Here is a 24,797-nt window from a genome sequence, read left to right as displayed (position 1 = left end):
GCAATCGCCTGCTGGCAATCCGGCGATCATTGGGAGCGCTTGGCGCTACCGCCTTTGTCATAATCGGCATGGGATTTCTCTTCAAATCTCAGGAAATCTCGCGCCTTGGTCTCGCGGTCACCTTTGGAGCGGCAGCGATCTTCATCATTGTCTCGAAGGTCTTCCTAGATGCCGTTGTAAAACGCCTCCTCGGCGATTCCGTGTTGGCTACGATCCTCATACTGGACGGTCTTGACGCGCGCCCTCAACCGCATGCAGCGGTCGTTGACGTCGCGTCTCAGGGTCTGTGGCCCGACCTCGACCGGCCGGACATGATCGATGCGCTATCGCGGTTGATCGCGCCGTTTGATCGAGTGATCATAGCGTGTCGATATGATCATCGGCCTGCATGGGCGACGTTTCTAAAGGGTCATGATGTTGGGGGCGAAATCCTTCTCGATCGCGATCTCCTCCATGGTGCCGTCACGATCGGCGAATATGATGACAAGGACACGATAGTTCTCTCGCGCGGTCCTCTGAATCTCGTAACTCGCATTCAGAAGCGCTTTCTCGATTTGTTCGTGGCCCTTATTGCGCTGGTCATATTTATGCCGCTCTTGATAGTTGTGGCTCTTGCGATACGACTTGAAGGACCCGGCCCCGTTTTCTTCCGGCAACTCCGGGTGGGGCAGGGGAATCGCCAGTTCCGGATATTCAAGTTTCGCTCGATGCATCTCGAAAGCAGCGATTCTGCGGGAGATCGCTCGACCAGCCGCGATGATGACCGCATTACCCGGGTTGGTCGCATTATCCGCCGGACGAGCATCGACGAACTTCCCCAGCTTATCAACGTGCTTCGCGGCGAAATGAGCATGGTCGGACCCCGACCGCATGCCTTGGGTTCCACCGCGGGTGATGAACTGTTTTGGCACGCCTCGCAGCAATATTGGCTTCGGCATGCGCTCAAGCCCGGCATAACCGGCCTGGCTCAAATTCGGGGTTATCGGGGAGCAACCGAGCGCGTCGAGGACATCGACCGCCGGGTCCGCTGCGATCTTGAGTATCTCTCAAACTGGTCGCTATGGAATGATATCATCATTCTGCTGAAGACCGTACGCGTCGTGATGCATAAGAATGCCTACTGATCGCGTTTGGTAGGGTGCGGAGCAAGATGCTCACCCAGCTCGGATTGGCAGTTGCCGATTACTGCCCTAGGCATGCGCCATGCGAATAATCGGCCTCTTGCTCATTCTCTTGTCGATCCCGGTTTTCATCGCCTGGCTTCGGCGATACCCGCGGCAACGGAAATGGGCCTACCTTGGTGTCGGCATCCTCCCGTTCGTCATCAGCGCATTTAATCTCGATGCTGCATTCGTGACATGGCCAGCGTGGCCTGGGTACGCCAAGGGAATTGTCGTATCGCTTCTGGACACCCTCGCCATCGCGATACTCGTGACACGTCGCGCACCGCTTAAAAAGCTTCCATTTCTAATTGTCTTTCTAGCCTATCTTTTCGCTGTCGCGCTCTCAATCGCCGTCTCGACGCTTCCGATGAGCTCCTTCTTCTACTTCTTTCAAGTCACGCGCATCCTCCTAGTTTTTGTGGCTGTCGCGTCCTTCGCCGGAGATCCGCGCGCTATCCGGTGGCTGCGCTATGGGCTTGCCTTAGGCGCCATATTCCAGGCCGCCGCGACAGTCGACCAACGCCTCTCAGGCGTCGTGCAAGCATCGGGAACGATGGGGCATCAAAACCTCCTAGGCCTCATGTTGCATTTCGTGACCTTGCCGCTCCTCGCACTGCTCCTCGCAGGCGAACGCAACAAGCTGATCATGCTCGGTGTCCTAGCTGCACTTGTGGCGGTTGCTCTGGGTGCCTCACGCGGCACGGTCGGTTTTGTAGCGATCGGCATCGTGCTTTTGTTGACGCTTTCGCTTATGCGCCGCTCCACCGCGCATAAGTGGAAAATGATAGGTCTTGCAGCTGTGGCATTTGCCATCGTCGCCCCGATCGCAATGGTAAGTTTCGAGGAGCGCTTCACAGTCAGGCCGGTCAGCGAAGGCTCGGACGAGGAGCGGCTGGCATTCGAGCGCGCTGCAAAATCGATGTGGAAGGATCACCCGATGGGTGTAGGCGCAAACCAATATGTGTTGGTCGCCAACTCTGAAGGCTATTCGGCCCGGGCAGGAGTCATTTGGAACTGGACCAGCCGAGCAGCTAATGTCCACAATATGTACCTTCTCGCTGCGGCCGAGACGGGTTGGCCGGGGTTTCTGACATTTATTGCTCTGCTTCTCATCCCTACCATTCAAGGGCTTGTTTTCGCATTTCGCAACCGCCGCGACCCGCGAGGGGAGGTCGTGCTGGGCGTAAGTGTTACGTTCCTGATACTCGGGCTGCACAGCCTCTATGAATGGGTTTTCGTCGTGTATCATGCGCAATATGTCTTTGCGATCGGGCTGGGAATTGTCGCGGGATGTATCCGGCAACTGAAAATCGAACAACGCATGCGTTCAAAAGCCACGAAAACGCAGCGGTCGACGCTAGTTAAGAACGGCGGCGACGCTCGTCTAGGGGCGGCCCGAACAATCTATTGAGCCAGCGCGTCATCGGGCGTTCAATCCAGGCATGCAGTCCTTCGGCCACCAGGAGCGAAAGGCCTGCGATTGCCAATGCTGCGAGTGCCGGCTCGACCATTTTGATCGCCGGGACATGAGCGGCTAGCGTGATGGTCAGAGTAATGACGATCAGATGGATTAGGTACAAAACATAGCTGCTATTTCCGAAATGACTAAACTTCCGGAGCTCCTTTTTGAAGCCAAGGGAGTTTTCCCAGATGACCGCGCCAGCCACGAGGAGAGTGCTGGGAATCCCCCACATTGCAACAGAAGGAAAGCGATCATAACCGAAAGCAATCCCGGCTCCGAATAACGAGATCGCGAGTAGCAAGACAACTGAGCCACCTCGTCGCGGAAGACGTCCTGTGGCGAGCAGCCATCCAATCGCCGCGCCCGCGATGAACTCGAGGAGCAGGCTATTGGTAATCAGGCGACCTAGCGCTCCTTCGATCGGAAAGAAAAAGCCCGTTGCAATTGAGAGCATGAATACGGCCCCCAGAATGACCAGCCCCCGCGTTGCGCCCAGCTTCATCGCAATGCCGAAACACAGATAGAAAAACATCTCGAATGACAGCGTCCACGCGGGTCCGATAATGGCAGAGGCATGTTCAGGATAAAGCGCAAGCGCGCCCAAAATTTCAGACCCGCTAAGTTGGTAGGGGCTGCCAATAAAATTATGCGCGACGAGATAGAGCCCGACGCACACCCAGTACATCGGATATATTCTGAATATCCTTTTACGCAAAAAATCTCGCGCAACGAAGCTCGGGTCGACGTGCGTCGTGTAAACCATGATGAAGCCACTGATGACGAAGAATATGTGGACGCCAACGGCTCCGAACGCAAAAAGATAAGTCTCGACAGCAAAGGCGGGAGTAGCGAAGCGCGTCGATATTGCCAGCTGGCCATGATATAAAACGACAAGTAGGGCAGCAATGGCCCGCAGCAACTGAATGGAGTGCATCGTTCCGTTTTTGGCTATAGTCCCATGCGGCGTAACCGTCGAATTGCTTTGCTCGTTGCCAGTCATTGATGCCCCTCTGCGCTCACCCATATCAGCATTTTTACGAATGTCAGTTGCGCTGAAGGGGTTGCCTGCTATCCGTGCGCTTGAGGGCTGGGCGAGAAATCTTGCGTCAGTTGGATCTCATCGAGAAAGCGTCGTAGCCCCGTGCAGCAACGCCAGATAGGAACTTCCGATCCGGTTGCCATCAATAATGGTGTGTGGTTCAGGATTCGGACCTTTTTCCAGCGACGCCTTACGCTTATCGGATCTGCTGGATGGGTGGCAGGAGCGTATATTGCCCAGCAAGTTTTGCGGCTGGTCACAAATGTCATTCTCGCCTGGCTCCTGGCGCCCGCCCTTTTGGGAACGATGCTCCTGATCAACACTCTCCGCACGGGCGGTGAGTTGTTGACGGACGTCGGCGTCGGGCAGAGCATCGTCAACAACCGCCGCGGCAGTGAACCAGACTTCTACAACACGGCCTGGACAATCCAGATCGTCCGCGGGTTAATCCTTTTCGCGCTGGCGATGCTGCTGACGGTTCCAATTGCTCGAGTATACGACAATCCGGAACTGCTCGTTCTTCTGCCAGTCGTCGCGCCAATATTTATTCTGACAGGGTTAACATCGCCGGCGCGCTTTCTCCTTCAGAAGCAGCTTCAGGTGCGGAAGCTTGCGCTTTTTGACCTCACTACGTCCCTGTTCGGAATTGCTGTTCAGATTGGACTTGCATTATACACGCCTACGATCTGGGCTCTCGTCTTCGGATTGTTGATCGGAACTGCCGCGCCTGCCGTCGCGAGTTTTTTCTTAATCGACTGGCGCACCCACCGGCTCCGCTGGGAAAAGGAGGCAGTGAAGGCGATCCTCCATTTCGGTAAATGGATATTTCTAGCCTCTCTCATCTATTTTTTGGCAATGAATTTCGACCGGCTTTATTTTGCCGGTGCGATATCTTTTGCTTCGCTGGGTATTTACGGCATTGCCAGAACATTTGCCGACACGATTATGCAGCTCTTTCAACGCATGGGCAGCCTTTTGATTTTTCCCAAGGTGGCCGCCTCCAATCAGCGAGGTGCTGACCTACAGCGTGCGATCAGGCCAATGCGATTGGTAACGTTGCTTCTTGTCGCGGTGGGACTAGCAATGGGTACGGCTATCGCGGATCAATTTATCTCTCTCTTTTACGATGCGCGGTATCACGAAGCGGGCTTGTTTCTGACGATATTGCTTGTCGGCAGCTGGTTCGGTATCCTCGCGACAATGGCCGACGCGATGATGATGGGGGTAGGAAAGCCTTCGGGCGTGGCGTTCAGCAATGGCGCCAAACTTGCGATCATCGCTGTGGCGATCCCATTGGTTTTGCCCCGCTATGGCATGAATGCGGCGCTGGTGATTTTTGTGCTGGCTGAGGCGATCCGATATGCTGTTCTTGCTTGGCGCAAGCGTGGTGTCGGGCTCAGTTTTCTTCGGCAGGACGCCGCACTGACTATTCTTTTTTTCTTCCTGATATTTTTATGTCGCGAGGCAAGCATGCTCGCCGGGCTGACGGGCGGGATAGATGCTTGGTTTACGCAGGCCGGCTTGTTCCATGGATGAGAGCGCAAAGCTTGGGCTGGTAGCAATCGGACGCAATGAAGGTGAACGGCTCCAGAATTGCCTTCGGTCGGTGCCTCGATCTGTGCCGATCGTTTATGTCGACAGCGCGTCGACCGATGGAAGCGTGGACTTTGCCCGATCGATAGGGGCGCATGTCGTCCAACTGGATTTGACGATGCCGTTCACCGCCGCGCGCGCGCGCAATGCCGGCCTTGAAGCCGTTCTGCTCGACTGCCCCGAAATCGAATTTATCCAATTCGTCGATGGCGACTGCGAACTCGAGCCTGACTGGTTGACTGCTGCTGAGGCATTTTTGAGGTCCAGACCGACTGTTGCGGCAGTGTGCGGTAGGCGGCGCGAGCGTTATCCGGAACGCAGCATCTATAATGGAATGTGCGATGCTGAATGGAATACCCCTGTCGGCGAGGCCGAGGCGTGTGGCGGCGACGCATTGTTCAGGGTCGAAGCTTTGAAGCAGGTGCGAGGCTATGACCCTGCAGTCATCGCGGGCGAAGAGCCCGAACTTTGTTTTCGGCTACGCGGAGCCGGCTGGGTAGTATGGCGCATAGACAGTGCTATGACCATTCATGACGCTGATATGCACCACGCGCGGCAGTGGTGGATGCGCGCTGTCAGAAGCGGATTTGGTTATGCGCAGGTATGGCAGAAAACGAGACGGACCAAAAGACCGGCTCTTTATGGTCGGCAAGTGGCGAGTGCGATAGGCTGGACGATAGGCATTGCGCTGGTGGCGCTCACGCTGTCGATCGCGTTCGGTCCGCTTGCCGCTGCGATCGCTCCTCTGCTCTGGGGGATCCAATTCGCAAGGCTATCATTGCGTGGTGGCATAATATGGGGTTGGCATATGCTCATTGGAAAATTTGCTGAAACCATTGGCATCCTTCGTTTCGCCGCGGGCCGCTTCGGGGGCAAAAAGCAGGGCGCGATTTTCTATAAATGAGCAACATCGCGTATTTGGTCAGTGACATTCACGCACCGTCGCACACATTTGTGCGCCGCGAGATTGCGGCACTTCGGGCTTTGGGCGTGAAGGTCACACCATACACGATACGTCGGGAAGAATCAGCCGGTGACGCCGTGGAGAATCTCCTCGGGCGATCATTTATTGATTATATTATAGCAATATGCTGGGCAATCTTAAGCGGTCCACGTCGTTTTTCCAAGGCGTGGCTGTTTGCACTGCGGCATCGGGTGCCAGGGGTCAAAGCGCTAATTTGGTCGCAGTTTCATTTTGTTGAGGCGATGATGCTCGCTCGCCTGCTCCACCGCGCCGCCACAAGCCGGCTACACAATCATTTTGCCAATAGCGGCGCGACCGTCGGATTAATCGCTGCCCGCTATTCCGGACTCCCCTGGAGCCTGACGCTTCACGGCATCTCCGAGACGGACTATCCGGCCGGTCCTCTTCTCGCTGAAAAGCTCGAACAGGCGAGTTTCGTCGCGTGCGCAAGTTATTTCATGCGGAGCCCAGGCAATGCGTATCGTCGCTCGGTCGCATTGGGACAAGATGGCCATTGTAAGATGCGGCATCGACCTTGCGGTACTGCCGAAAGCACGAAAGCACATTGGGGTGCGCCGAAGATAATTTGCGTCGGGCGCCTGTCGCCTGAGAAGGGCCATTTTGGCTTGCTCGAGGCACTGGCGGAGATCGCGTCGCACGGGGCTGAATTCGAGTTGATCATCGTTGGGGACGGCCCGACGGAGCCGAGCATCAAGCACAGGGCGTCACAGCTTGGTCTCCTCGAGCGGATTAGATTTGCGGGGGCTCTACCCGAATTTGAAACTCTTGCCGAGATATCCGCAGCGGACGTGCTCGTCCTGCCCAGTTTGATGGAAGGTTTGCCCGTCGTGCTCATCGAAGCCATGGCGCTGCACCGCCCCGTGCTGGCGAGCCAGGTTGCCGGTATACCCGAACTGATCGATGGCAGCGGCGCAGGTCTATTGTTCACGCCGTCCGACTGGGACGATCTTGCCCGAAAGCTCAGTGCGGTGATCGCAGCGCGAGGCGAATGGCAGCGCATGGGGGATGCCGGCCGCATCAAGGTCGAGGAGGAGTTCCGCGTCGAAGTCTCCGCAGCCCGAATGGCTCATCTTTTTTCGGGAGAGATCCTTACGTGACAATTTTCAGCATTTCGATCGTATTCGGATCATAAATCTCGCGTACCGCACCGACCGTCGCCGCGCCATGGAACGAGAACTCGCCAAGGTCGGCCTGGCTGGCGATCCGCGCGTGAGCTTCTTCGAGGCGATCAGACCGGAGACCGCGGGAAGTTTCACATCGATCGGCGCTCGCGGAGTCTATGCCAGCCAGAAAATTCTCCTGGGCGAGGCCGCTGCCGCCGGTGAATCTTTGCTCATATTGGAAGATGACTGCATCTTCCTGCCGGGAGCCGAGAGCCGGACCTTCGCAGGCGACTGGGATATTTTCTACGGCGGATATCACGCCGAGCTTCCAAGCGATCTAGCGCGCAGCGACATTCAGGGTGCGCATATGATGGGCTTCTCGCGACAAGGAGCGAGCCTAGTATTCAATTATCTCGAGCAGTTGCAGTATGAAGGAATCCATCCGCCGATCGACGGAGCCTATGTCTGGTTTCGGCGAGCAAATCCCGAGGTGCGCACTTTATTCGCTGAGCCGCCGCTTGCCGGACAGCGGCCCTCGCGCAGCGACATTGCATCGCTCGCTTGGTTTGACCGTCTGCCATTTCTTCGCAGTGCCGCCACCTTTGCGCGTGGTCTGCGCCGAGGGGCCAGTCGCAAATAGCTCGCACCTCAAATCCATCTCTTACGAAACGCTCGCCGGGCTCGTGGCCGTTGCTGCGGTCATCGATCGTATTTGCTATCGTCCGTATCGACTTCGAACCGCAAGCACATCTCGTCAATGAAAGACCCCGGCGCTGGCGGGGCATCGCGCAGTCCTTGCAGGCGCGAGTGCCACATGTGAACCGCGCGTGTTCTTTCTGTCAGCATCGCCTTGACCACGTTGGCTGGTTGGTAGAGAGACAGGGCATCCTTGTATCGAACCGGGTAAAACACCTCCGGAGAGCTTGCTTGGTCCATCACTTTGTTACGTTTGATCGCGTGGGTAAGAAGTCCGGCGCTGAATGTTCCCCAAGGATAGTCCTCAAGTTCGATCGGACCTTCACGCCAACGGCGCCAGAGGAATTTCAGTCGATTCCTCGGACCGTACCAAGGCGGAACCATATTGGGACGAGGCAGAGACTGCAGGTCGCTGACGAGAGCCGAGTCCGCAGGCGCGTATATGACCGCGTTGTTGATCCACCCTTCATATTCGAGGCCAAAGACGTAGCTTGCGTCATTTTTAAGCGGTCGCAAAAAGATGAAGTCCATATCGACCCAGCAGCCGAAGCCTTTTGCCAGAAGCTCTATTCGCCAAAGATTTGCGCCCAGGGCGACCGAGCCGCTGTCGCGATAGCGCAGTAGCCGCTCCTGCGGCATGACCTCGGCGGCGTCGCGCACCGTAGTTCCACGTGGGACGCCCATAAGCGACTGAGGATCGTAGCTCCAAAGCGTGAATTCGTGACCCATCGCTTTTGCGGACGCGAGACACAGCCGCTCCAGATAATTTAGCTTTGGCCCGACCCAAAGAGAGTGAAGAGGTAGAAGAGACATCGCAATCCTTAAGCCACATTATTCTGAGAGTTGGGGGCGATAGCCGATCGAACGCATCGGCAACGATGCCAGATTTCCGCGAGGCGCCGATGCCCGCGCGAGAACTGCTGTCAGGAGGCGGGGTTCTTCAGATCGTAATATTTACCGTAATTGGGGCCGCCGTAGCCGTAGCCGTAGCTGTCGCCCAGGCCGCCGCTATATCGGTTTAGAATGGTCCCGAGACACGGCGTCGGGGACAGCATGCTCAATACATCCATGACGTGCCTTCTGGTCGTCTTTCCTGAATCGACGACGAGTATGAACCCGTCGAGGTGCGATAGGCTGATCATCGCATCGTCGCTTGCGAAGGCGGGCGGGAGATCAAACAAGATTGTAGATGCTTCGCACCGATCGCGCAGAATTTCGATCATTCGCGTGAAGCGGTCGCCCGCCAGAAGCTCCGCGGTGTTGCTCGTCCGGCGAAGCGTCGGAAAAAGGCCGAGGTTGGTGCCTTCGATACGGTGGCCGATTTCGGTCAGATCGTTCACATGTCCCTCGAGGAAACTCTCGATGCCGCGCTCTGGTACGAGCCCGATCTCCTCAGCAAGCGACGCTCTGCGAATATCCAGGTCCACAAGAAACACCGGCTCATCAACGACGCGAGCGAGCGAGCTGGCCAAGTTCATCGACAGGAAGGATTTGCCAGCCGCCGGGGTTGCCGACGTGATGCCGACGAGTCGATGACCCTCTTCCTTGAGCTTCTTGGCGAAGCTTGTGCGCAGCAAATTGAACGGGCGTGCACGCGCGTCGCGACTGTCGAAACCGACGATGCGGTGCTTCTTGATGTCCGATATTGCAGGCGTAAAGCCGGCCAGATTTGCCAGCTTCAAGATGGCCAAATCGCCAGGGGGAGGGCGGAGTAGCGTCAGCCATGGGTCAACCTTAGACAATATGGACACATCAACGCGTGCCTCGGAAGGAGAGAAATCGTTTCCAGCCTCTGGGCTGGATGCGCACGGGCTCAATCATCGGAATGATGCCGAGCGGAGGCGACCCAAGGATCGCTTTCAATGCCGATGGATCGCGAATGGGTCGAAGAATAAGTTCAACAGCCAGGGCGAGGAGAAATCCGAGCCCGATACCGCCACCGATTCCGATGGCTCCCAGAAGCAGCCTGTTCGGCCAGCTCGGCTGGTCGGGAATCACCGGCGGCTCGACAACCGACAGGCGCTCGGACATTTGTTCATCTTCTGCCCGTACGCCGGCCTTTGCGCTCATCAGCTGATTTTGAACTTGTTCATATTGCGCATTTACCGCCGTGAGGCGCTGCTGCAATTCACCAAGTTGCTGCTGCACGAGCGGCGCGCGTGCCCGTGCAGCGAGCTGCGAGTTAACCTGGGCCGTCTCCCCAGCTTTGGCACTGCGCAAGGCTGCAATCTGGGAATTGTTGAAAGCGATTTGCTCGTCCAGCGTGTTAACGGGTATTTTTGCGCTGTTATCCTTGGCCAGACGCTTCGCTTCCGCGAGCGCTTGCTTTGCCATCACGACGTCGGGATGCGTCTCAGCATAGACCGAACGGGCTCCAGCCAGCCGTTGTTCTGCTGCAGCCACGATCGGATCGCGCTGGTCGCTGGTTTGCGCGAGACTGCGCTGCTGCAAGAGCAGCTGATTGTCACGCTGGAGGGCCGCGATCTGCACATCATAGCTTCCGCCGCTTCCTCCCATGATCATACCGCCCCCCGACAGGACGCTGCCATTGCGGGCGTTGATTTCGCCGATCTGCAACTGCAAGGCCGATATCTGGGTCTCGAGGCCGGCCGACTGGTCAGTCAGAAATTGCACGGTATTGGTGGCCTGTTCGGCGTTACCACGTGCATCCAGCTGCAATACGCGATCCATGAGTTCCTGCGTCACCGCCTGCGTTTGCAGGGGCTGCGAATATTCGAACGCGAGTTCAAAAGCGATCGTCCGGTTTGCGGCTCCGCCGCCGGCCGACGCGGAGGTTTCCGAAGGTGTAAGCGTGATCGCCGACCGCATGTCGGCAATCACATCGGATAACGGCGTGCTCTTACGCTCACTCGCGTAAAGCCCGTGCCGTTCGATCAACTGAATGAGATCGGGTCGCGCGGTGATCTGCTGGCGGATCGCCGCTATCCGCCGATCGATGAGGTCTGCTGAATCCGTGCCCAACACTTCCTTGGGGAGTTGAGGTGACTCGACCAGCATGATCGCGTTCGACCGATATACCGGCGGAACGAGCAAAATCGCGGCAGCTGCGCCAACAATGCCAATGATCGTGGGCACGATAATGAACCAGCGCCGTTGCCACAAGATGACCGGCAATTGCTGAAAAAAATTTCCGCCCGCCGCTTCGTCACCGAGCGGCGCGTCAAACATCATTTCGTCCACTAGCGCAGCTTTCCAAAATTGACGGTCAATCCGATCATCAGCGCATAATTGGCGTCGCGTTTCTGGAGATCGTCGTAAATCTTAGAGTAGCTGGGGGTAACCGTCAAAGCGACGCGGTCACTCAGCTCATGGGTATAGGTCGCAAGCGCGCCTATCAGATCCGTCACCCGTGAGAGCGGAAGCCCGCGGCCATCCTGATTTGTCCGGCCATATCGCCCCGAGAGGGCGATACGATCCTTGGCCGAGAGTTGCGTGTCGTAGCTCAACGACGCCGTTGTGACCGTCGATACCCCGCCCAACGCCGTCGGTTGCGCGCTTCGGTTTGCCGCGAGGCAGACATTCTGATTGGGTCCGCGATCGCATACGCCGACGCTGCCTGCAAATGACACGGATTTCCTGTGGAAGCCTCCCCCGATGTCGGTATCGACATAGGAGATGCCGGCATCGGCAACGACGCTGAGCCGATCACTCAACTGCTGTCTGACGCCGATGCGCGGCGAGACAATCAAGCTGTCTCCCGTGCGCCGACCAAGATAGTCAACCACGCCGAACTGCGATCCCAGGGTAACCGACGTCCGCTCTGACAATTTGCGCTCATATCCCAGCTGCGCAGAGGCATCCCGGTAATCGAAGCCGAAATCGCCGCCAATATAGGTCGCGCCCAACGAAACACTTGCGTTAGCCGAGCTGAGTTCATCAAGAGCTCGGGATATCCCGATGCTCGTGCTGACATTAGTGACACGAGCGCGTGTGCCTGCAATCGTCGTGTCAATAATCGGGATCTCGGGCGGTTGGAGGGGGCCCGAACCTGGCAATACGCTATTATCAAAGATCAACCCGTCCTGAACCGCCGAACGGGCGGTCTGAATCGACGATGAGATGTTAACGCTGGTAAGCTCGTCGAGCATGCGCCGCGTCGAAGCTTCCAAGCGCGCGGCTACATCGCTGCCGTATCGATTGGTATACTGCGAGACGCGAAGATTTCCCCCGAGCCTGGTTTCGCCCACCTCGTCCTCATAAATGATGGACGGGGACACGCTGAGGGTCACCGAACCGGCGGTTTCCGCGTCGCTGTAGAGATAAGGATTGGTGGAAACACCACCGCCGATGGAAACATCAAGCGTCGCCTCGGGTTCAGACTGAGCAAGGGCAACATGCGATTGGACGACCAAAACCACCGCAATCAAGGAAGAAGCGCGCTTCTTCATCGGACTATTCCCCCGTTCATCAACGCACGATGACCGTGTCGCCGGTTTCGATGCGCAGAATATTGGCGCGCGCCACGTCTTTCTCGTCAACTCCGGTCTTGAATAAAGGTGCGAGGCGAACATTCAATGTGGTCAACTGCTCGTTCGATTTGCGAATTATCAGAACATTATCGAGGTTCGCAAACTCGGCTGGCCCACCCGCCATGCTCAAGGCTTCCAAGACATTGATATAACGTCCTGGGGAAAATGTTCCCGGCGACTTCACCCGGCCCATGACCGAAAACTGCATCCCGGCGGCAGCGACAACTGAAACGGTGACCTGCGGCACTGCACCGACATATTGCGCGCTCAACCCATTGGTGATCAACGCTTCCACTTCGGATGGCAGAAAACCTTGAACCTTGATCTGCCCGACCAGGGGAAAGGCCATCGTTCCGTCGGGAAGAACCTTCACCTTGCGCTGCAGCCGCTCTTCGCCCCAGACGTAAATCTCCAGCTCGTCCCCCGCATTGATACGATATGTAGAGGCCGCGGAGGTCGCCGTAGCGCCGCCGGTCGCAGCCAGCTTTGGTTCGGCCGGGGCTGCCCTGGTGTCTGTGCATGGGCCACTGACAGCATGGCCATTGCTGTGGCTATCCCGCAGGAAAGCAAAATTTTATCATTCGGGAGGTACCTCAGTGAGCGGTCGACAGTTAAACGACGATCTTTATAAGGTGACCCATGGTCTTTGGCTACCTCGTTAACACTCGGAATTCTGGCTTATGATGCGTCGTATCAAATCGAAATCGATCCATCATGGGACATTGATGCTTGCGTTTGTCTTAACAATTTCAGCTGCGCTTACCGGGTGCGGGCGTTCTGACGCGGCTGCTGCCGAGGAAGCCTTGCAGGCGCAATCGCTCCTGGAACAGCGCCGACTAGGCGAGGCTCGCCTGGCAATCAATGATGCCATAGCGATGCGTGACGACGAGCCGCAATTCCATATTCTGCGCGGGCGGATTGAAATGGCCGCGGGGTCGCTACCCGGTGCCTATGACGCCTACAGCAATGCCATGTCGCTCGACCCTGCGAACGTCGAGGCGCTGCAGGCGGTTTCGCAACTGGGCCTGCAGACTGGAAATCTCCGCGAATCTCTCGAAGCTACCGACGCGATCCTGTCGTTGACACCCGATGATCCACAAGCCTTGTTGATGCGCGGGCTACACGCGGTCATCCGCAGCCGGTTCGCCGAAGCGGATGGATATGCCGATAAAATTCTTTCTCGCGATCCGAACAACGAAGGCGGCGTCGTTCTGAAAGCGCGTGTGGCCGTTCGGAAAGGTGAACCGGCCAGCGCGCTTCGGGTCTTGGCTGCTTACGGCGTCTCGAAGCCCGAAACCCTTGGCGTGGTGATGACCCGGCTGGAGATATATCGCGTCCTGCGCGACGCGCCCGGAATGCGAAGCCAATTCGCCCTTTTGCGAACGCTTGCGGCGGATAATAGGGACGTGCAGCTCGACGAAGCAAATTTCGCCTTCAAGGACGGACGTCCGCAAGATGGAGCGAAGCTGATCACTGCCTTGCTGGCCGATCCCAAGCTTCCCGAGAAACAGCTGCCAGCCATCGTTGCCGTGATGCGCGAATACGCACCGGACGGGCTCGATGATCGGAATCTGGCTCGCGTAGGGGAGACCGGAACGAAGCCCGCCAGGCTGGCAATGGCGGAATTACTGGTTGATCGCGCGAAACTCGCGCGTGCGCGCGTCCTGCTGGGCGGACTCGACGGACAAGACCTTCACGCTGTGGAGGCCGGCATTGCAGCGCGAGAAAACCGCTGGAGCGATGCGATCGCGCTGACCGATCAAGTTCTCGATGAAGACAAAACCCACTGCCTGGCGCTGACCGTGCAGGCCGAGGGCGCGGCTGCAAAGAACGATCTCGCGCGCGCGCTGACGTCGGCACAGCTTGCCGTGAACCAATGCCCCGGCCAGGAACAGGCGTGGGAGTTGGCCGCGCGCATCTATGAACGTCGCGACGATCTCGAGAACGCGCGCCGTATGTGGCGACAGGGCTTGAGGGCGAATTCCCAGAACCCAAACTTAACAAAGGCCTATGTTGACTGGTTGCTGCGGGAAGGGCAGGAGCGCGAAGCCCTTGCGGCCTCTCGGCGGTTGACGCGTGCAGCGCCCGCGCTCCTAAGTGGCTGGAGACTTTACAATGATGTTTGCACGCGATTGAGGCAGGCATGTACTTCCGAGGCGCGGACGGGGCTCGCTGACGCAGCGACGCTTTATGGTGTCGATCTTCTTCCCGGTCAGGCACCTCCCAATGGCCTTTTCGGCCGGATCGTGACGCGATGACCGGTGAAGGCGCGTTGCGCTGCGAGTTCCTGGGTCTGATGTTTGATCGCTGGTCGGCTGCTGCGGTGGCCGCTTGCGTCCGAGATCTTGCCGACAGCGAGACCTTCTCCTACGTCGTCACGCCCAATGTAGACCATATCGTACAACTGTTCCGAACCGATGATCCGGAGCAAGTCGCCAGTTATGATCATGCGACGCTTTGCGTTTGCGACAGCCGCATTCTGCAGCGCTTGGCTTCATGGTCCGGCTTGGACCTTCCGCTCGTGCGTGGAAGCGACCTGACCCGGGATCTGCTCGAGGATGTGCTCCCTTCGGGAAAGATTGCGGTCGTCGGAGGCGATGCGCAATTTCATCGCGAAATTGCTCTGCGCTATCCAGATTTTGGATGGCAATTTCACGAGCCGCCTATGGGCGTTCGCCATAATGCAAAAGCACGCATCGCGATCGCAGAATTTGTCGAAGCCAGCGGCGCCGATGTCATCTTCTTCGTGATTGGTGCTCCACAGAGCGAGCTTGTTTGTTCCGAAATACTAGAGCGCGGCCGCGCGCGGGGTGTTGCGCTTTGCGTTGGCGCGTCGCTCGCGTTTCTCACCGGAGCGAAGACGCGCGCGCCGCTTTGGATGCAGCGCGCCAGCCTCGAATGGCTCTTCAGGCTGTTGAGTGAACCCCGCCGACTTTGGCGCCGTTACCTGATCGATGGCCCTGAAATTTTTATGATTTGGCGGCGCTGGCAACGCGAAAAGTCTGCTCGCCTCAGCGCTGCGTCCGGTTCCAGTCTTTCTGGTTACGAGTGAAGAAACCGATATAGATCGGGACCTTCCAGATGATGTACAACGGTATGCGCAATAGGTCCGCAAAGGGTAGCACCGCCCTTCCGTAGCGCCACCAGGCGACCAGGAGCATCGCGCTGGCGAAGGCAAATGCGCTTCCTCCAACCGTGAGCGGTATCCAGTGGCCAGTCCAGAACCCGGCTGCAGCCGCAATCGCCAGTCCAATTATCGACAAGAGCATCAGAAGCGCCAACGGCGGAACCAGCAGATGGGTGCCTAATGTCGCGAGATTCCGTGAGCGTCGAACAATTCCTTCCAGCATCAGCGGCAGGCCTTTTGTCGCCGCGGTGCGCAAAAAACCATGTTCCCAACGGCTGCGCTGGGCGCGACTGCTCTCGACTGGCGCTGCACTGCTCGTGACCTGGGCGCGATCGTCGAGGTCGACAGGCACACCCTGCCTGGCAAGCCACAAACCGAGACTAAGGTCCTCAACTGCGTCTCCGGTGGCGAGCGGGAGCCGGGCGAAAAGCGGCCAGCCAAAGGCCATGCCGGTGCCGAAGAGCATTGCACCGCCGCCGAGCCGCTTGAGTCCGCGCGCGCGGACGAGGTTTTTGATCAGCATTGCAAAATTCGAAACGGCGACAAGCGGCGACGCCTGATCCGAGGTCAGCAGGTTTGAAGCCTGCACGGGCCGCCCATGCGCTAGCGCGCGCAAGGCCAGTCTTTCCGCGCTTCCCTGCGCGAGACGGCAGTCAGCGTCGATGACAATCACTGCGTCTGGCGGATCTTGCTCAAGAACATCGCGTCCAAACGCGAGAGCATAGCCCTTTCCGCGGCGGCTGGGGTCGTCACGCACGGCCACAGTTGCGCCCGCTTGCCGCGCAAGCGCCGCGGTATCATCGTCGCAATTGTCAGCAATGACCAATATCTCGGCCGTCGGCGCTGTCGCCTTTAGCGCGCTGACGGTCTGGGTTATCCCCGCGCTTTCGTTGTGCGCCGGAACCAGGATCGTGACCCGCCTCTGTCTGTCGATACATGTCCCGTCCTCGTCCGGTAGCGGACTGAGGCCGACAGCCAGTTCGATGCCCAGGTAGACCAGCGAAAAGGCAAGCGGCAGCATCACGAGCCAAGCGAGCGACAAGATCATCGCGGCGTCGGCCTTCTAAAGGAATGGTGGGCCCACAAGGATGTCGACCGCAGCTGTCTCAAATCGCTACTCATTTCACATCGTCCCTATGCAGTCACCCGCTCGGTGTCTAGGAAGGCTGTGAACATTTAAGGGGTTTTACAATGGCGCGCGAATATTTCTCGGCCCGCAGGGTGCTGGTCACCGGCGGCGCAGGGTTTGTCGGATCGCATCTCATCGACCGATTGATCGCCGCGGGGGACGAGGTGCTGTGCGTCGATAATCTGTTCACTGGCGCCAAGGCGAATATAGCCCATCTGCTCGGCCATCCCCGTTTCGAATTCCTTCGTCATGATGTCTGCCTCCGACTTTTCGTGGAAGTCGAGGCAATCTTCAATCTGGCGTGCCCGGCGTCACCTATCCATTATCAGCATGATCCTGTGCAGACGACGAAAGTTTCGGTCATCGGCTCGATCAATATGCTTGGATTGGCGAAGCGCATTAAGGTTCCAATTCTTCAAGCTTCGACGAGCGAAGTCTATGGGGATCCAACGCAACATCCGCAGACAGAGGGCTATTGGGGCAACGTCAACCCGATCGGCTTGCGCAGCTGCTACGACGAGGGGAAGCGCTGTGCCGAGACGCTCTTCTTCGATTATCACAGGCAGCATGGCATCGACATTAAAGTCGCGCGCATCTTCAATACCTATGGCCCGCGGATGCACCCGTCCGATGGCCGCGTCGTCTCCAACTTCGTAATGCAGGCCTTACGCGGCGAGGACATCACCATCTTTGGCGATGGTTCGCAGACGCGAAGCTTCTGTTATGTCGATGACCTCGTCGAAGGTCTCCTGCGGCTGATGAGCTCGCGCGAGGGTTTCACGGGACCCGTGAATATCGGTAATCCTGTAGAATTCACGATCCGGGAACTTGCCGAGCTGGTAATCGAAATGACCGGCGCGCGGTCTAAACTGGTACAGCGTCCCTTGCCCTCGGATGACCCGACGCAGCGTAAGCCTGACATATCGCTTGCCCGTGCAGAGCTGGATTGGGAGCCGTCAATCGCGCTTCGCGAAGGCTTGGTCAAAACAATCGATTATTTCCGGCAGCTAGCGAACTGACGCGCGCTGGGTGATCAGGCCCGCGATAAAATCGCGGTACTGATCTGCAATGGTGGCCCAGGAAAAGCGTTCGATCCCGTCAGGGTGACCAGCGCGCTCTGCGCCGCGGGCAAGGGCGGCCTGCAACATGTCCACAAGCGTGGGTTGATTTTCCGTGTCGCACAGAAATTCGGTATTTGCGCCGAGGATCCAGCGCAGTCGGTCAGTGTCGTGACCGATCACCGGGAGTCCGCTTGCCCAAGCTTCGATGAAGACATTGCCGAAAGATTCGAGCAGCGACATGTGCACAAATGCATCGGCCGAGCGGTAGAGCATCGGCATGTCGGCTGCAGCCAAACTTAGCCGCTTGAAGCGGCCGGGAAGCAGCGCGTCGGCGAGGGCCTGACCTTCGTCACGAAGGGGGCCATCGCCTGCGACAACAAGAAAGGCGTCATCAAGTTTTGAGACTGCACGAATGGCGTCCATCACCCGTTTGGTGGCGATGAACGCGCTCACCATCAGGATTATTGGCCGATCCGCCGGAAGCCCGAAACGAGCACGGTCAGCGGGGCCGGGATGAAAGCGCGCAAGGTCGGCACCATTTGGTATCAGTGCGCAATTCCATTGCTGCTGATTGCGCGCCAAATAATCGGGATTGGTGCACACGAGACCATCGCAGGCGAAGCTGCGATACTCGGAATTTGACGCGAAAGCAGGCCAGTCCCCATTTTGGGTGACAAAAATCTGCAAGGGTTGCTTCGCCGAAGGGCGTCGCAACGCCCAGTGAGTGAAGGGAAAGGAGCAGGTTACGACCGCATCATAGGCGGTGGGTTTGTAGGCCGCGAGCAACCCCGGTGAAAAGCTGGCATCCTCCCATGCGGTCTCGCTGCGGAGTGGCGGGAAGTGAGGAAAGCGCTCGAAGCGCTCACGTCGTACCGCTGGCACATGGCGAAACTTATAGGCGGCGTCAGGCCGGCTCTCACCAGAACCCATGACCGTGATGTCTTCACCGCTGCGTGCGAGCGCATCAGCCACGGATAACAGAGCGACTTCTGCGCCGCGGTCGTAGCGATGGAAGCCCGGTAACGCGAATAACAGTCTCATGTCGGTCCGATACTCCCATTGACCATTACGTCCGGCCCGTTGGGGTGGGCCGAGCAGGTGAAGCCCGTTGCGGATTGCGGCTCCGGCCAGCCGAGGTCGCTAACAATGGGCGAGGGGGGCAGGGGCACCGCTCCTCCTATTGATCCGTTCCTGCCGAGATCTCCACACTGTGGAGCGCCCAGTTCCGTCATTTTTTGGTGGGAGTGCCCTTTTCAGGGGCCGGGGCGAAGCCAGGCTGATACTGAATTTCCGCACTGGTCCGGCTTTGTTTCAGGCGCTGCTGCATCGTCTCGCTCATTTGCTTGTTGCGAATAGCCTGAACAGCCATCGGACGTGCATTTGCGGCAGGAACGGGCTCGGCTCGCTCGCCGGTTACGACGCCCACAGTCACGACGCCATTCTCCGGAACCACAAATGGCTCACCCGCGGGCAGAGCGCGAATTTGTTGCAGCCTTTGCTGACCCAGCGCAGCTGAATCGATCTGCGTCGCATCCCGGCGAAACTCGATCCCCATCTGTTTGAGGCGAGCTGCCACTGCCTCCATGGAATGATCATTCTCGAGCGCCTTGAGCTGATCCACATTCTTCGGCATCGCGAACTGAATGCGATCAACAGCCAAGATCTTTCGCTCGGCGAACATCACGGGATTGTCCGCGATGAACTTGTCGATTTCCTGCTCACCGGGGACCTTCAAAGCGCGCTCGGCGCGCTGACCCATGAGCTGGACCAGAAGCGCGTCGCGCAACTGCCGCTCCCGCAGAAGATAATCGGGGGTCTTGTCGAGTTCGTCGTCGCGCGCGGCCTGTGCGAGCAACCGCCGTTCGACGATCCGCTGGAGCGCGGCCTGTTGGACGAGTTTCTTGTCGACACCTTCCGGAATCGCGGCGCTGCCCAGTTCGGCATTGATTTCCTGAAGCGTAATTTCTTCGCCATTGACGACGGCCGCGACCTGGCCGGTCGCCTCCTTGTCGCATGCCGAAAGCGAAAGTGCGATCAATGCACATGTGAAGCTGATTGTCCGGTTCATTGCCTTATCCTCTTGCATCTTGTCCCAGCAGCAAGCGCTGCATCCGTGGGTTTGAATTTTCGATAAATTGGCCGGCGAATGCCGCCAGGAGAGGCTGCGCCTCTCGCTGGTCGATGCCTAGGGCGGAGACCCGCATCATCATGCCGTCCGGAATTTCTCCGGCAAGATTGGCGCGCATCACGGCGACGCGTTGCTCTATCCACTTGCGCGGATACACAGTTCCGAGCCGGGTGAAGTAGGCGACCTGCTCGACGCGACCGGGCGCAGAGGCGGTAAACATATTCGCGGGAACGGCCTGGCCGCTCGCGTTAAGCATGATTTCCCGAGTGGCACTGAGCTCAAAGCCGCCGACAGGATAACAGACTTCGGGGCGGTGGACCTGGAGCACGCCATCCTGCGCATTGTTATACGCAAGGAGCAGCATCACGGCTGGAAGGTCGGGCGCGACATAAACGCGGGTCACGAGATTGTCGTATAACCGGTCGCGCAGCGTATCAGGCGGCGGAAGAACAACGCCACTTTGCGATACCGTTGTCCAGTTCCCGAACTTCGGAGGGACCCAGCTCTCAAATTCCTTCTCGGGGACGACGGGATGAGCGATCGCCGGCTGCCGGGCATAAGCGAACCCCGATGCGCCAGCGAGAACAGCGCCCAAAAGCATGTTACGTCGGGAGAGGTTTGGCGATGACAAGCGTTCACTCTCTGTCATGACGCGGCCCTTTCTGTCTTGCCGACGTAACGGTCCCAGACCGGTTTCAGCAACAGGTCGAGAGCGAAAATCGAAATCAGCGCGATTCCAAACATCAAGATACCAGCGAAATTATGGAGGAACCCCTGAGCGGCCGCCTCGCCGGCATGATATGTCAGCAAAATCAGGATGAGGACGCGAAAGAAATTTGCGACCAGAGCGACGGGGATGATGAAGAGGACGAGCAACAAGGCATATTGCCAGCGTGCCTGGTGACGCATGTAAATGTAAAATAGCGAGATAGCCGAAAGCGAGATGATCGAGTTGATCCCGGAACAGGCCGCGGCAACCAGCAACTCATATTGACCAATATAAATTCTGACGCCTTCGCCGCCGATCGGGTAACCGAGCAGGTCTAGAAACCAGATCGCCGCTTCAGAAAGCCACATCTTCATAGGAACCGTAACAACGGCCACTAAGGTATCCGGCGGCGGGAATATGAACGCGATATAGAAAAGGGGAAACCAGAGCCGCTTCATCACCTCAAGGCCGACAAGACTGTAGAGCACCACCAGCAAGGTGAAATACATCAGATAGCCTTCAATTTCGACGATCTGAGTTATTCGCGCAAATATCTCCAGCGGGATGAGGATGGCCAGAAGCGCCCACACCGGCGCCGACGGAGCCGGCGTTGCGAGCTCCTTGACCTCTTTCCACTGGCGATAGAGCAGCCACAGCCCGGTCACGAGGACGATCGGGCCGTGCGCACCTTCCTCGCCCGTCCAGGACTGGCGCACCACAAACATCATCGTTGGAATACAAAATGATGCGACGCCGAGCACCAACACGATCAATCCGAGCGGAATCACGCGTGCGGCGGGACCGGGGAGGTCTGACGTGATCTTGGGATCGGCGACAGTGGCCATTAATTACTCGATAATTGGAACAGGAAAGTTCGGATAGACGATACCGGTCTTCATGCCAATGTCGCTGATGGTTTAAAGCGTATCACGGCGGGACAATGATGCGCGGCTGTCGAGCGACTATGGACCGCGGACTTGCTTTGGCATAGCAGCCTTTTTTCGGAATTTGGAATAGCCCCGCCTAATATGGACCTTGCAGTAAACCGAAAGCGGCGGGGCCGTCGCCAAATTTTAGGCGCCCTAGCGATTGTCGTCGCTGCGTTCGGACTTGCGTTCGCCTTATGGTGGGTGCTTGCAACCGGTGCCGGGCATGGGAGACTGTCGCCTGAGGACATTCGCGAGCGCGCTGCTGCGGCCACCCAGGTTCCGCCAGCTGTTGCCCCACAGGACTATAAGCCGATTTCGCCCGACGCCGCACTAGCCGAAAATGCGGCATTGCCTTTCTCGGCGGCGCCGGTCGAGCCAGCACCGCCGCTCGTGGTGCCGCTCAACGCCTCGGCCTTCGCGGGTCGCCGTTCGGCGATGGACTGCCTGACTGCAGCGATTTACTATGAGGCGGCACAGGAAACCGAGACGGGGAAGCGTGGCGTCGCTCAGGTCATCTTGAACCGAGCGCGTCATCCCGCCTTTCCGAACAGCATTTGCGGAGTCGTGTACCAAGGCTCCGAGCGGCGGACCGGATGCCAGTTTACCTTCACCTGTGACGGAAGCCTCGCGCGCAAGCCGTCGCGAGCGGGATGGGATGCTGCAAGACGCGTTGCCCTTGGAGCGCTGTCTGGATATGTCGAGCGCAGCGTCGGAATGGCAACACATTATCATGCCGATTATGTGGTGCCCTACTGGGCCCCATCACTCGCTAAAATTGCTCAGGTCGATCACCATATTTTCTATCGGTGGTCCGGCGGATGGGGCCGGCGCGCCGCTTTCAATCAGTCGGTGAGCCAGGAGCAATTTCTCGACGACAAGCCACAGATTGTCGGAATTGAAGACTTCGAGATCGACCCGGTGGCGCCGGAGCCTTTCGCCGGCTTGCTGCCGCCGAAATCTCCGATCATTGCGGACGATGCGGCCGGCGCGTTAGCCAATAGCGGCAAATCGCTGCTTCCGGCCACTGACGCATTGCCCTCGATCAAGGCTGATGCCGCGCCCGCAAAGCCGGCCGCCGATACCGCCAAGGGAAGTCTGAAGGTCGACTGACCGGTCCGGGCGCCGGCGAGCGTCTTCTGCAAGTCCTGCCCGAATGGGTCACGGCCCCTCACATTACCGGGCTCGCTGTACCGACAGACAAGGATCTCCTCGCTGCCCTTGCCACTCAGGCCACATCCAACCGCGCCCGAGCGGGCCCAGATCAGCTGAGTATAATGAGAAACGTCCTGGGGTCGTCCTGTCTGGCTGTTTGCCGGAAAGACGCCGGGAACAAAATTTTCTTTCTCCGAGATCCAAAGGTCAACCATTGCTTCCGGTCTGAAAGTCCCCGGCGTGCCACCCCAGATATTCTCGCCCTCAAGAGGACGACCGGGAATGTTTGGGGAGTGCTCAAATTTTCCCGTTTCCGAAAGATGGTCTGCCCAAGCCTGCGCCCGCTGCGCCAAGTCCGGGCTCCAAGTCAAAGCTGGAACCCCTACGCTGGCGCGTTCGCGGTTATGACTAGCGAGGATCCGGTCATTGAGACCGCCCAACCTTGGTTGAGCTCCACTAAGCAGCGCCATCGCGACAGCAAGAATAGCGAGCTTCCCCGCCGTTTTGTTGAGCCGTTGCATACCAAATCCCCAAGATGACGGGGAAAAGTAGCTTGCAAGGCCCTAAGGCCGAGTGGTGTAACAAGGTTAAATCGTGATTAGGATTTAGCGGTGAGATGCGTTGCCGCTGAAGAGCCAGTCCCGGATCGAACTATCTGGACCTCGTCGCCAATCTTGGCGGCGTTGAAAAGGAGGCGAGCAAATTCGACGGGCAGGCCCACGCATCCGTGAGTGGCTCGTCGACTGGACATCGGACTCCCGTGCAAGGCGACGCCCGTGTTATCTATGAACATGGAGTAGGGCATCGGTGCATCATAGGCGCGCGAATGATAATCACGACTTTTTATGAGAATGGGAAATCGCCCAGTCGGGGATTCCATACTCTCGGCGCCGTAGACCACCACTGCGGTCCCGATTTCGTGGCCGCCACGAAAAACCGAAATCAACTGTGTCCTAAGATCCACCCAGATCGTTAACTTGCCCGCAGGGACGCCATCTTCATTCCACTTGAAATCACCATGCCGCATGGTCGTCTCTGTCGTCAGCAACGACTTGGTACCGAGCGGAAGCAAGCCGCCGCTTACAGCGATTTTCAGCTCGGCAGGCGAGAGAGTGTCTCGGCCTGCTCGCGGCGACGCCGCTGGGGGAGAGGGGCGTTCGTTGACTGCAGTTACAGAGCGGTTGGCCAATCCCGATGTCGATACGTCATTTCCAATCAACGCGCCTGCAACTGCAGCAGGTACGACTAGAACTGCGACAATCAGGCCGGCGCGCATAGCGGGCTGCTCCGCGATCCAGCGGGAAGGGTCTTCCTTCGCCGCCGGAGAACGGCACCGCACAAACCAAATCCGATCAACATCAAGGCCCATGTTCCAGGCTCAGGGATCGCCGCTACGGGCGGCTGTACGACCGGATCTGTCGGACCGCCGGGTACGGGATTGCCCGGATTGGATCCTCCTGGCGTTCCTCCCGGTCCGGAAGGCGCCACCGCGCTGATACCGCCGGGAAAGCCAGTGGATGTTCCGCCGCCGACGGGAGCACCGATATCCCCAACTGGCAAGAGGCCAGAGGATACAGGGTCGCCTAGCGCGAGCGGGCCCGGCAGCCCGGGCACGAGTTCTTTGATCGAATCTTCGGGCGGTTTATCGAAGATCTTGCCCAGTGCGCGTTGGTCGGGTTCGCCACCATTAGCGCGGCGTCCAAAAAGCCGATCCGTGAGCGATTTTTCTTTGCGTTCTTTGCCTTTGAGCAGGTTCGCTTCATCCCGCTCGCCGGGCGAACGACCAATAAAGCGGTCCAGCACATCGGTTGTTTGGGCGAGCAGAGTTCCGCCGTCGCCGCTGAACGCAGGGATTGTGACCGACATGACTGCCAGCAGGAGCAAAGCAATGGCCATAGCTCCCACGCGAAGTCTCGAGCCCAAGAATGATGTAATTGCTGCCATGACAGTTGGTTAGACGATATATTACAATGAGTGAAGATTTTTGTTTCGAGCTGAGTGGCGGCGCGTCCCAATCAGACACAGCGGCGA

Annotated in this window: 23 protein-coding genes and 1 pseudogene; 10 read left to right on the top strand and 14 right to left on the bottom strand. The window is 58.1% G+C overall.

All coding sequences use genetic code 11. The annotated features are described in order from the left end of the window. The first annotated feature begins 8 nt into the window (after positions 1-8). Together IPF76_RS15820 and IPF76_RS15815 are read left to right on the top strand one after the other, a co-directional pair. Positions 9-1,124: an exopolysaccharide biosynthesis polyprenyl glycosylphosphotransferase gene (locus IPF76_RS15820; RefSeq protein ID WP_366499750.1), complete on the top strand. Its 1,116-nt coding sequence runs from the start codon at positions 9-11 to the stop codon at positions 1,122-1,124. Between the two features lie 79 nt (positions 1,125-1,203). After that, on the top strand, positions 1,204-2,574 hold the full coding sequence (locus IPF76_RS15815; protein WP_293846075.1) for an O-antigen ligase family protein: 1,371 nt from the start codon (positions 1,204-1,206) through the stop codon (positions 2,572-2,574). Here the strand turns inward: IPF76_RS15815 and IPF76_RS15810 are convergent. Further along, positions 2,525-3,625 (bottom strand): acyltransferase, encoded by a 1,101-nt coding sequence (locus tag IPF76_RS15810; protein ID WP_293846073.1) that lies wholly within the window; start codon positions 3,623-3,625, stop codon positions 2,525-2,527. The two genes, IPF76_RS15815 and IPF76_RS15810, sit on opposite strands and share 50 nt — an antisense overlap. 141 nt (positions 3,626-3,766) lie before the next feature. Here IPF76_RS15810 and IPF76_RS15805 point away from each other — a divergent pair, with 141 nt between their 5' ends. From IPF76_RS15805 to IPF76_RS15790, 4 genes are read left to right on the top strand one after another with little or no spacing between them, the layout of a single operon-like run. Continuing rightward, positions 3,767-5,200 carry an oligosaccharide flippase family protein gene (locus IPF76_RS15805; RefSeq protein ID WP_293846071.1) on the top strand — a complete coding sequence of 478 codons (1,434 nt, stop codon included), beginning with the start codon at positions 3,767-3,769 and terminating at the stop codon, positions 5,198-5,200. After that, entirely contained in the window at positions 5,193-6,161 is a 969-nt protein-coding gene (locus IPF76_RS15800) for a glycosyltransferase (protein WP_293846070.1), read from the top strand. Before IPF76_RS15805 ends, IPF76_RS15800 begins: the two co-directional genes overlap by 8 nt. Then, complete coding sequence (locus tag IPF76_RS15795; protein WP_293846068.1) at positions 6,158-7,339, top strand: glycosyltransferase; 1,182 nt, start codon at positions 6,158-6,160, stop codon at positions 7,337-7,339. Before IPF76_RS15800 ends, IPF76_RS15795 begins: the two co-directional genes overlap by 4 nt. Next, complete coding sequence (locus tag IPF76_RS15790; protein ID WP_293846066.1) at positions 7,248-7,985, top strand: hypothetical protein; 738 nt, start codon at positions 7,248-7,250, stop codon at positions 7,983-7,985. Before IPF76_RS15795 ends, IPF76_RS15790 begins: the two co-directional genes overlap by 92 nt. 59 nt (positions 7,986-8,044) lie before the next feature. On the opposite strand, the gene IPF76_RS15785 is transcribed toward IPF76_RS15790, so the two are convergent. The 5 genes from IPF76_RS15785 to IPF76_RS15765 all read right to left on the bottom strand — a co-directional run bounded on the left by IPF76_RS15785 (position 8,045) and on the right by IPF76_RS15765 (position 13,015). Continuing rightward, positions 8,045-8,701: a hypothetical protein gene (locus IPF76_RS15785; protein ID WP_293846064.1), complete on the bottom strand. Its 657-nt coding sequence runs from the start codon at positions 8,699-8,701 to the stop codon at positions 8,045-8,047. A 263-nt stretch (positions 8,702-8,964) separates the two neighbouring features. Next, complete coding sequence (locus IPF76_RS15780; RefSeq protein WP_293846061.1) at positions 8,965-9,723, bottom strand: CpsD/CapB family tyrosine-protein kinase; 759 nt, start codon at positions 9,721-9,723, stop codon at positions 8,965-8,967. Positions 9,724-9,793: 70 nt separating this feature from the next. Then, on the bottom strand, positions 9,794-11,233 hold the full coding sequence (locus tag IPF76_RS15775; protein WP_293847377.1) for a Wzz/FepE/Etk N-terminal domain-containing protein: 1,440 nt from the start codon (positions 11,231-11,233) through the stop codon (positions 9,794-9,796). Positions 11,234-11,241: 8 nt separating this feature from the next. Beyond that, positions 11,242-12,450: a hypothetical protein gene (locus tag IPF76_RS15770; protein WP_293846058.1), complete on the bottom strand. Its 1,209-nt coding sequence runs from the start codon at positions 12,448-12,450 to the stop codon at positions 11,242-11,244. Positions 12,451-12,469: 19 nt separating this feature from the next. Beyond that, positions 12,470-13,015 (bottom strand): polysaccharide biosynthesis/export family protein, encoded by a 546-nt coding sequence (locus IPF76_RS15765; RefSeq protein ID WP_293847376.1) that lies wholly within the window; start codon positions 13,013-13,015, stop codon positions 12,470-12,472. A 196-nt stretch (positions 13,016-13,211) separates the two neighbouring features. On the opposite strand from IPF76_RS15765, the gene IPF76_RS15760 reads away from it, so the two are divergent. Continuing rightward, the gene (locus tag IPF76_RS15760) at positions 13,212-14,789 is read left to right on the top strand and encodes a tetratricopeptide repeat protein (RefSeq protein ID WP_293846055.1); all 1,578 of its coding nucleotides are present in this window, start codon (positions 13,212-13,214) and stop codon (positions 14,787-14,789) included. Continuing rightward, the gene (locus IPF76_RS15755) at positions 14,786-15,583 is read left to right on the top strand and encodes a WecB/TagA/CpsF family glycosyltransferase (protein WP_293846052.1); all 798 of its coding nucleotides are present in this window, start codon (positions 14,786-14,788) and stop codon (positions 15,581-15,583) included. Before IPF76_RS15760 ends, IPF76_RS15755 begins: the two co-directional genes overlap by 4 nt. Here the strand turns inward: IPF76_RS15755 and IPF76_RS15750 are convergent. Beyond that, a complete protein-coding gene (locus tag IPF76_RS15750) occupies positions 15,543-16,679 on the bottom strand; it encodes a glycosyltransferase family 2 protein (RefSeq protein WP_293846049.1) in 1,137 nt (378 codons plus the stop codon). The genes IPF76_RS15755 and IPF76_RS15750 overlap by 41 nt on opposite strands. A 170-nt stretch (positions 16,680-16,849) precedes the next feature. Between IPF76_RS15750 and IPF76_RS15745 the strand changes: the two genes are divergently transcribed. After that, positions 16,850-17,806 carry a UDP-glucuronic acid decarboxylase family protein gene (locus IPF76_RS15745; RefSeq protein ID WP_293846046.1) on the top strand — a complete coding sequence of 319 codons (957 nt, stop codon included), beginning with the start codon at positions 16,850-16,852 and terminating at the stop codon, positions 17,804-17,806. Here the strand turns inward: IPF76_RS15745 and IPF76_RS15740 are convergent. From IPF76_RS15740 to xrtV, 4 genes are all read right to left on the bottom strand, one after another. Continuing rightward, positions 17,795-18,889, bottom strand: coding sequence for a glycosyltransferase family 4 protein (locus IPF76_RS15740; protein WP_293846043.1), 1,095 nt, complete (start codon positions 18,887-18,889; stop codon positions 17,795-17,797). The genes IPF76_RS15745 and IPF76_RS15740 overlap by 12 nt on opposite strands. Before the next feature lie 187 nt (positions 18,890-19,076). Next, complete coding sequence (locus IPF76_RS15735) at positions 19,077-19,886, bottom strand: hypothetical protein (protein ID WP_293846040.1); 810 nt, start codon at positions 19,884-19,886, stop codon at positions 19,077-19,079. A 34-nt stretch (positions 19,887-19,920) separates the two neighbouring features. Then, on the bottom strand, positions 19,921-20,625 hold the full coding sequence (gene epsI, locus IPF76_RS15730) for an exosortase-associated protein EpsI, V-type (RefSeq protein ID WP_293846037.1): 705 nt from the start codon (positions 20,623-20,625) through the stop codon (positions 19,921-19,923). Beyond that, positions 20,622-21,530: an exosortase V gene (xrtV, locus tag IPF76_RS15725; protein ID WP_293846034.1), complete on the bottom strand. Its 909-nt coding sequence runs from the start codon at positions 21,528-21,530 to the stop codon at positions 20,622-20,624. The genes epsI and xrtV overlap by 4 nt, the downstream gene beginning before the upstream one ends. A gap of 183 nt (positions 21,531-21,713) precedes the next feature. On the opposite strand from xrtV, the gene IPF76_RS15720 reads away from it, so the two are divergent. After that, positions 21,714-22,724 carry a cell wall hydrolase gene (locus IPF76_RS15720; protein WP_293846032.1) on the top strand — a complete coding sequence of 337 codons (1,011 nt, stop codon included), beginning with the start codon at positions 21,714-21,716 and terminating at the stop codon, positions 22,722-22,724. A gap of 89 nt (positions 22,725-22,813) precedes the next feature. On the opposite strand, the pseudogene IPF76_RS15715 reads toward IPF76_RS15720, so the two are convergent. From IPF76_RS15715 to IPF76_RS15705, 3 genes and pseudogenes are all read right to left on the bottom strand, one after another. Then, positions 22,814-23,236, bottom strand: a pseudogene (locus IPF76_RS15715) (CAP domain-containing protein); the annotation flags it as partial. A gap of 128 nt (positions 23,237-23,364) precedes the next feature. Further along, on the bottom strand, positions 23,365-24,042 hold the full coding sequence (locus IPF76_RS15710) for a L,D-transpeptidase family protein (protein WP_293846029.1): 678 nt from the start codon (positions 24,040-24,042) through the stop codon (positions 23,365-23,367). Then, positions 24,027-24,662, bottom strand: a complete 636-nt coding sequence (locus IPF76_RS15705) for a PEPxxWA-CTERM sorting domain-containing protein (protein ID WP_293846027.1) — start codon at positions 24,660-24,662, stop codon at positions 24,027-24,029. Before IPF76_RS15705 ends, IPF76_RS15710 begins: the two co-directional genes overlap by 16 nt. Positions 24,663-24,797: the final 135 nt, after the last annotated feature.

This window comes from Sphingopyxis sp. (assembly GCF_016704835.1).
Taxonomy (GTDB): domain Bacteria; phylum Pseudomonadota; class Alphaproteobacteria; order Sphingomonadales; family Sphingomonadaceae; genus Sphingopyxis.
This window is presented reverse-complemented; position numbering and strand designations above follow the sequence as displayed.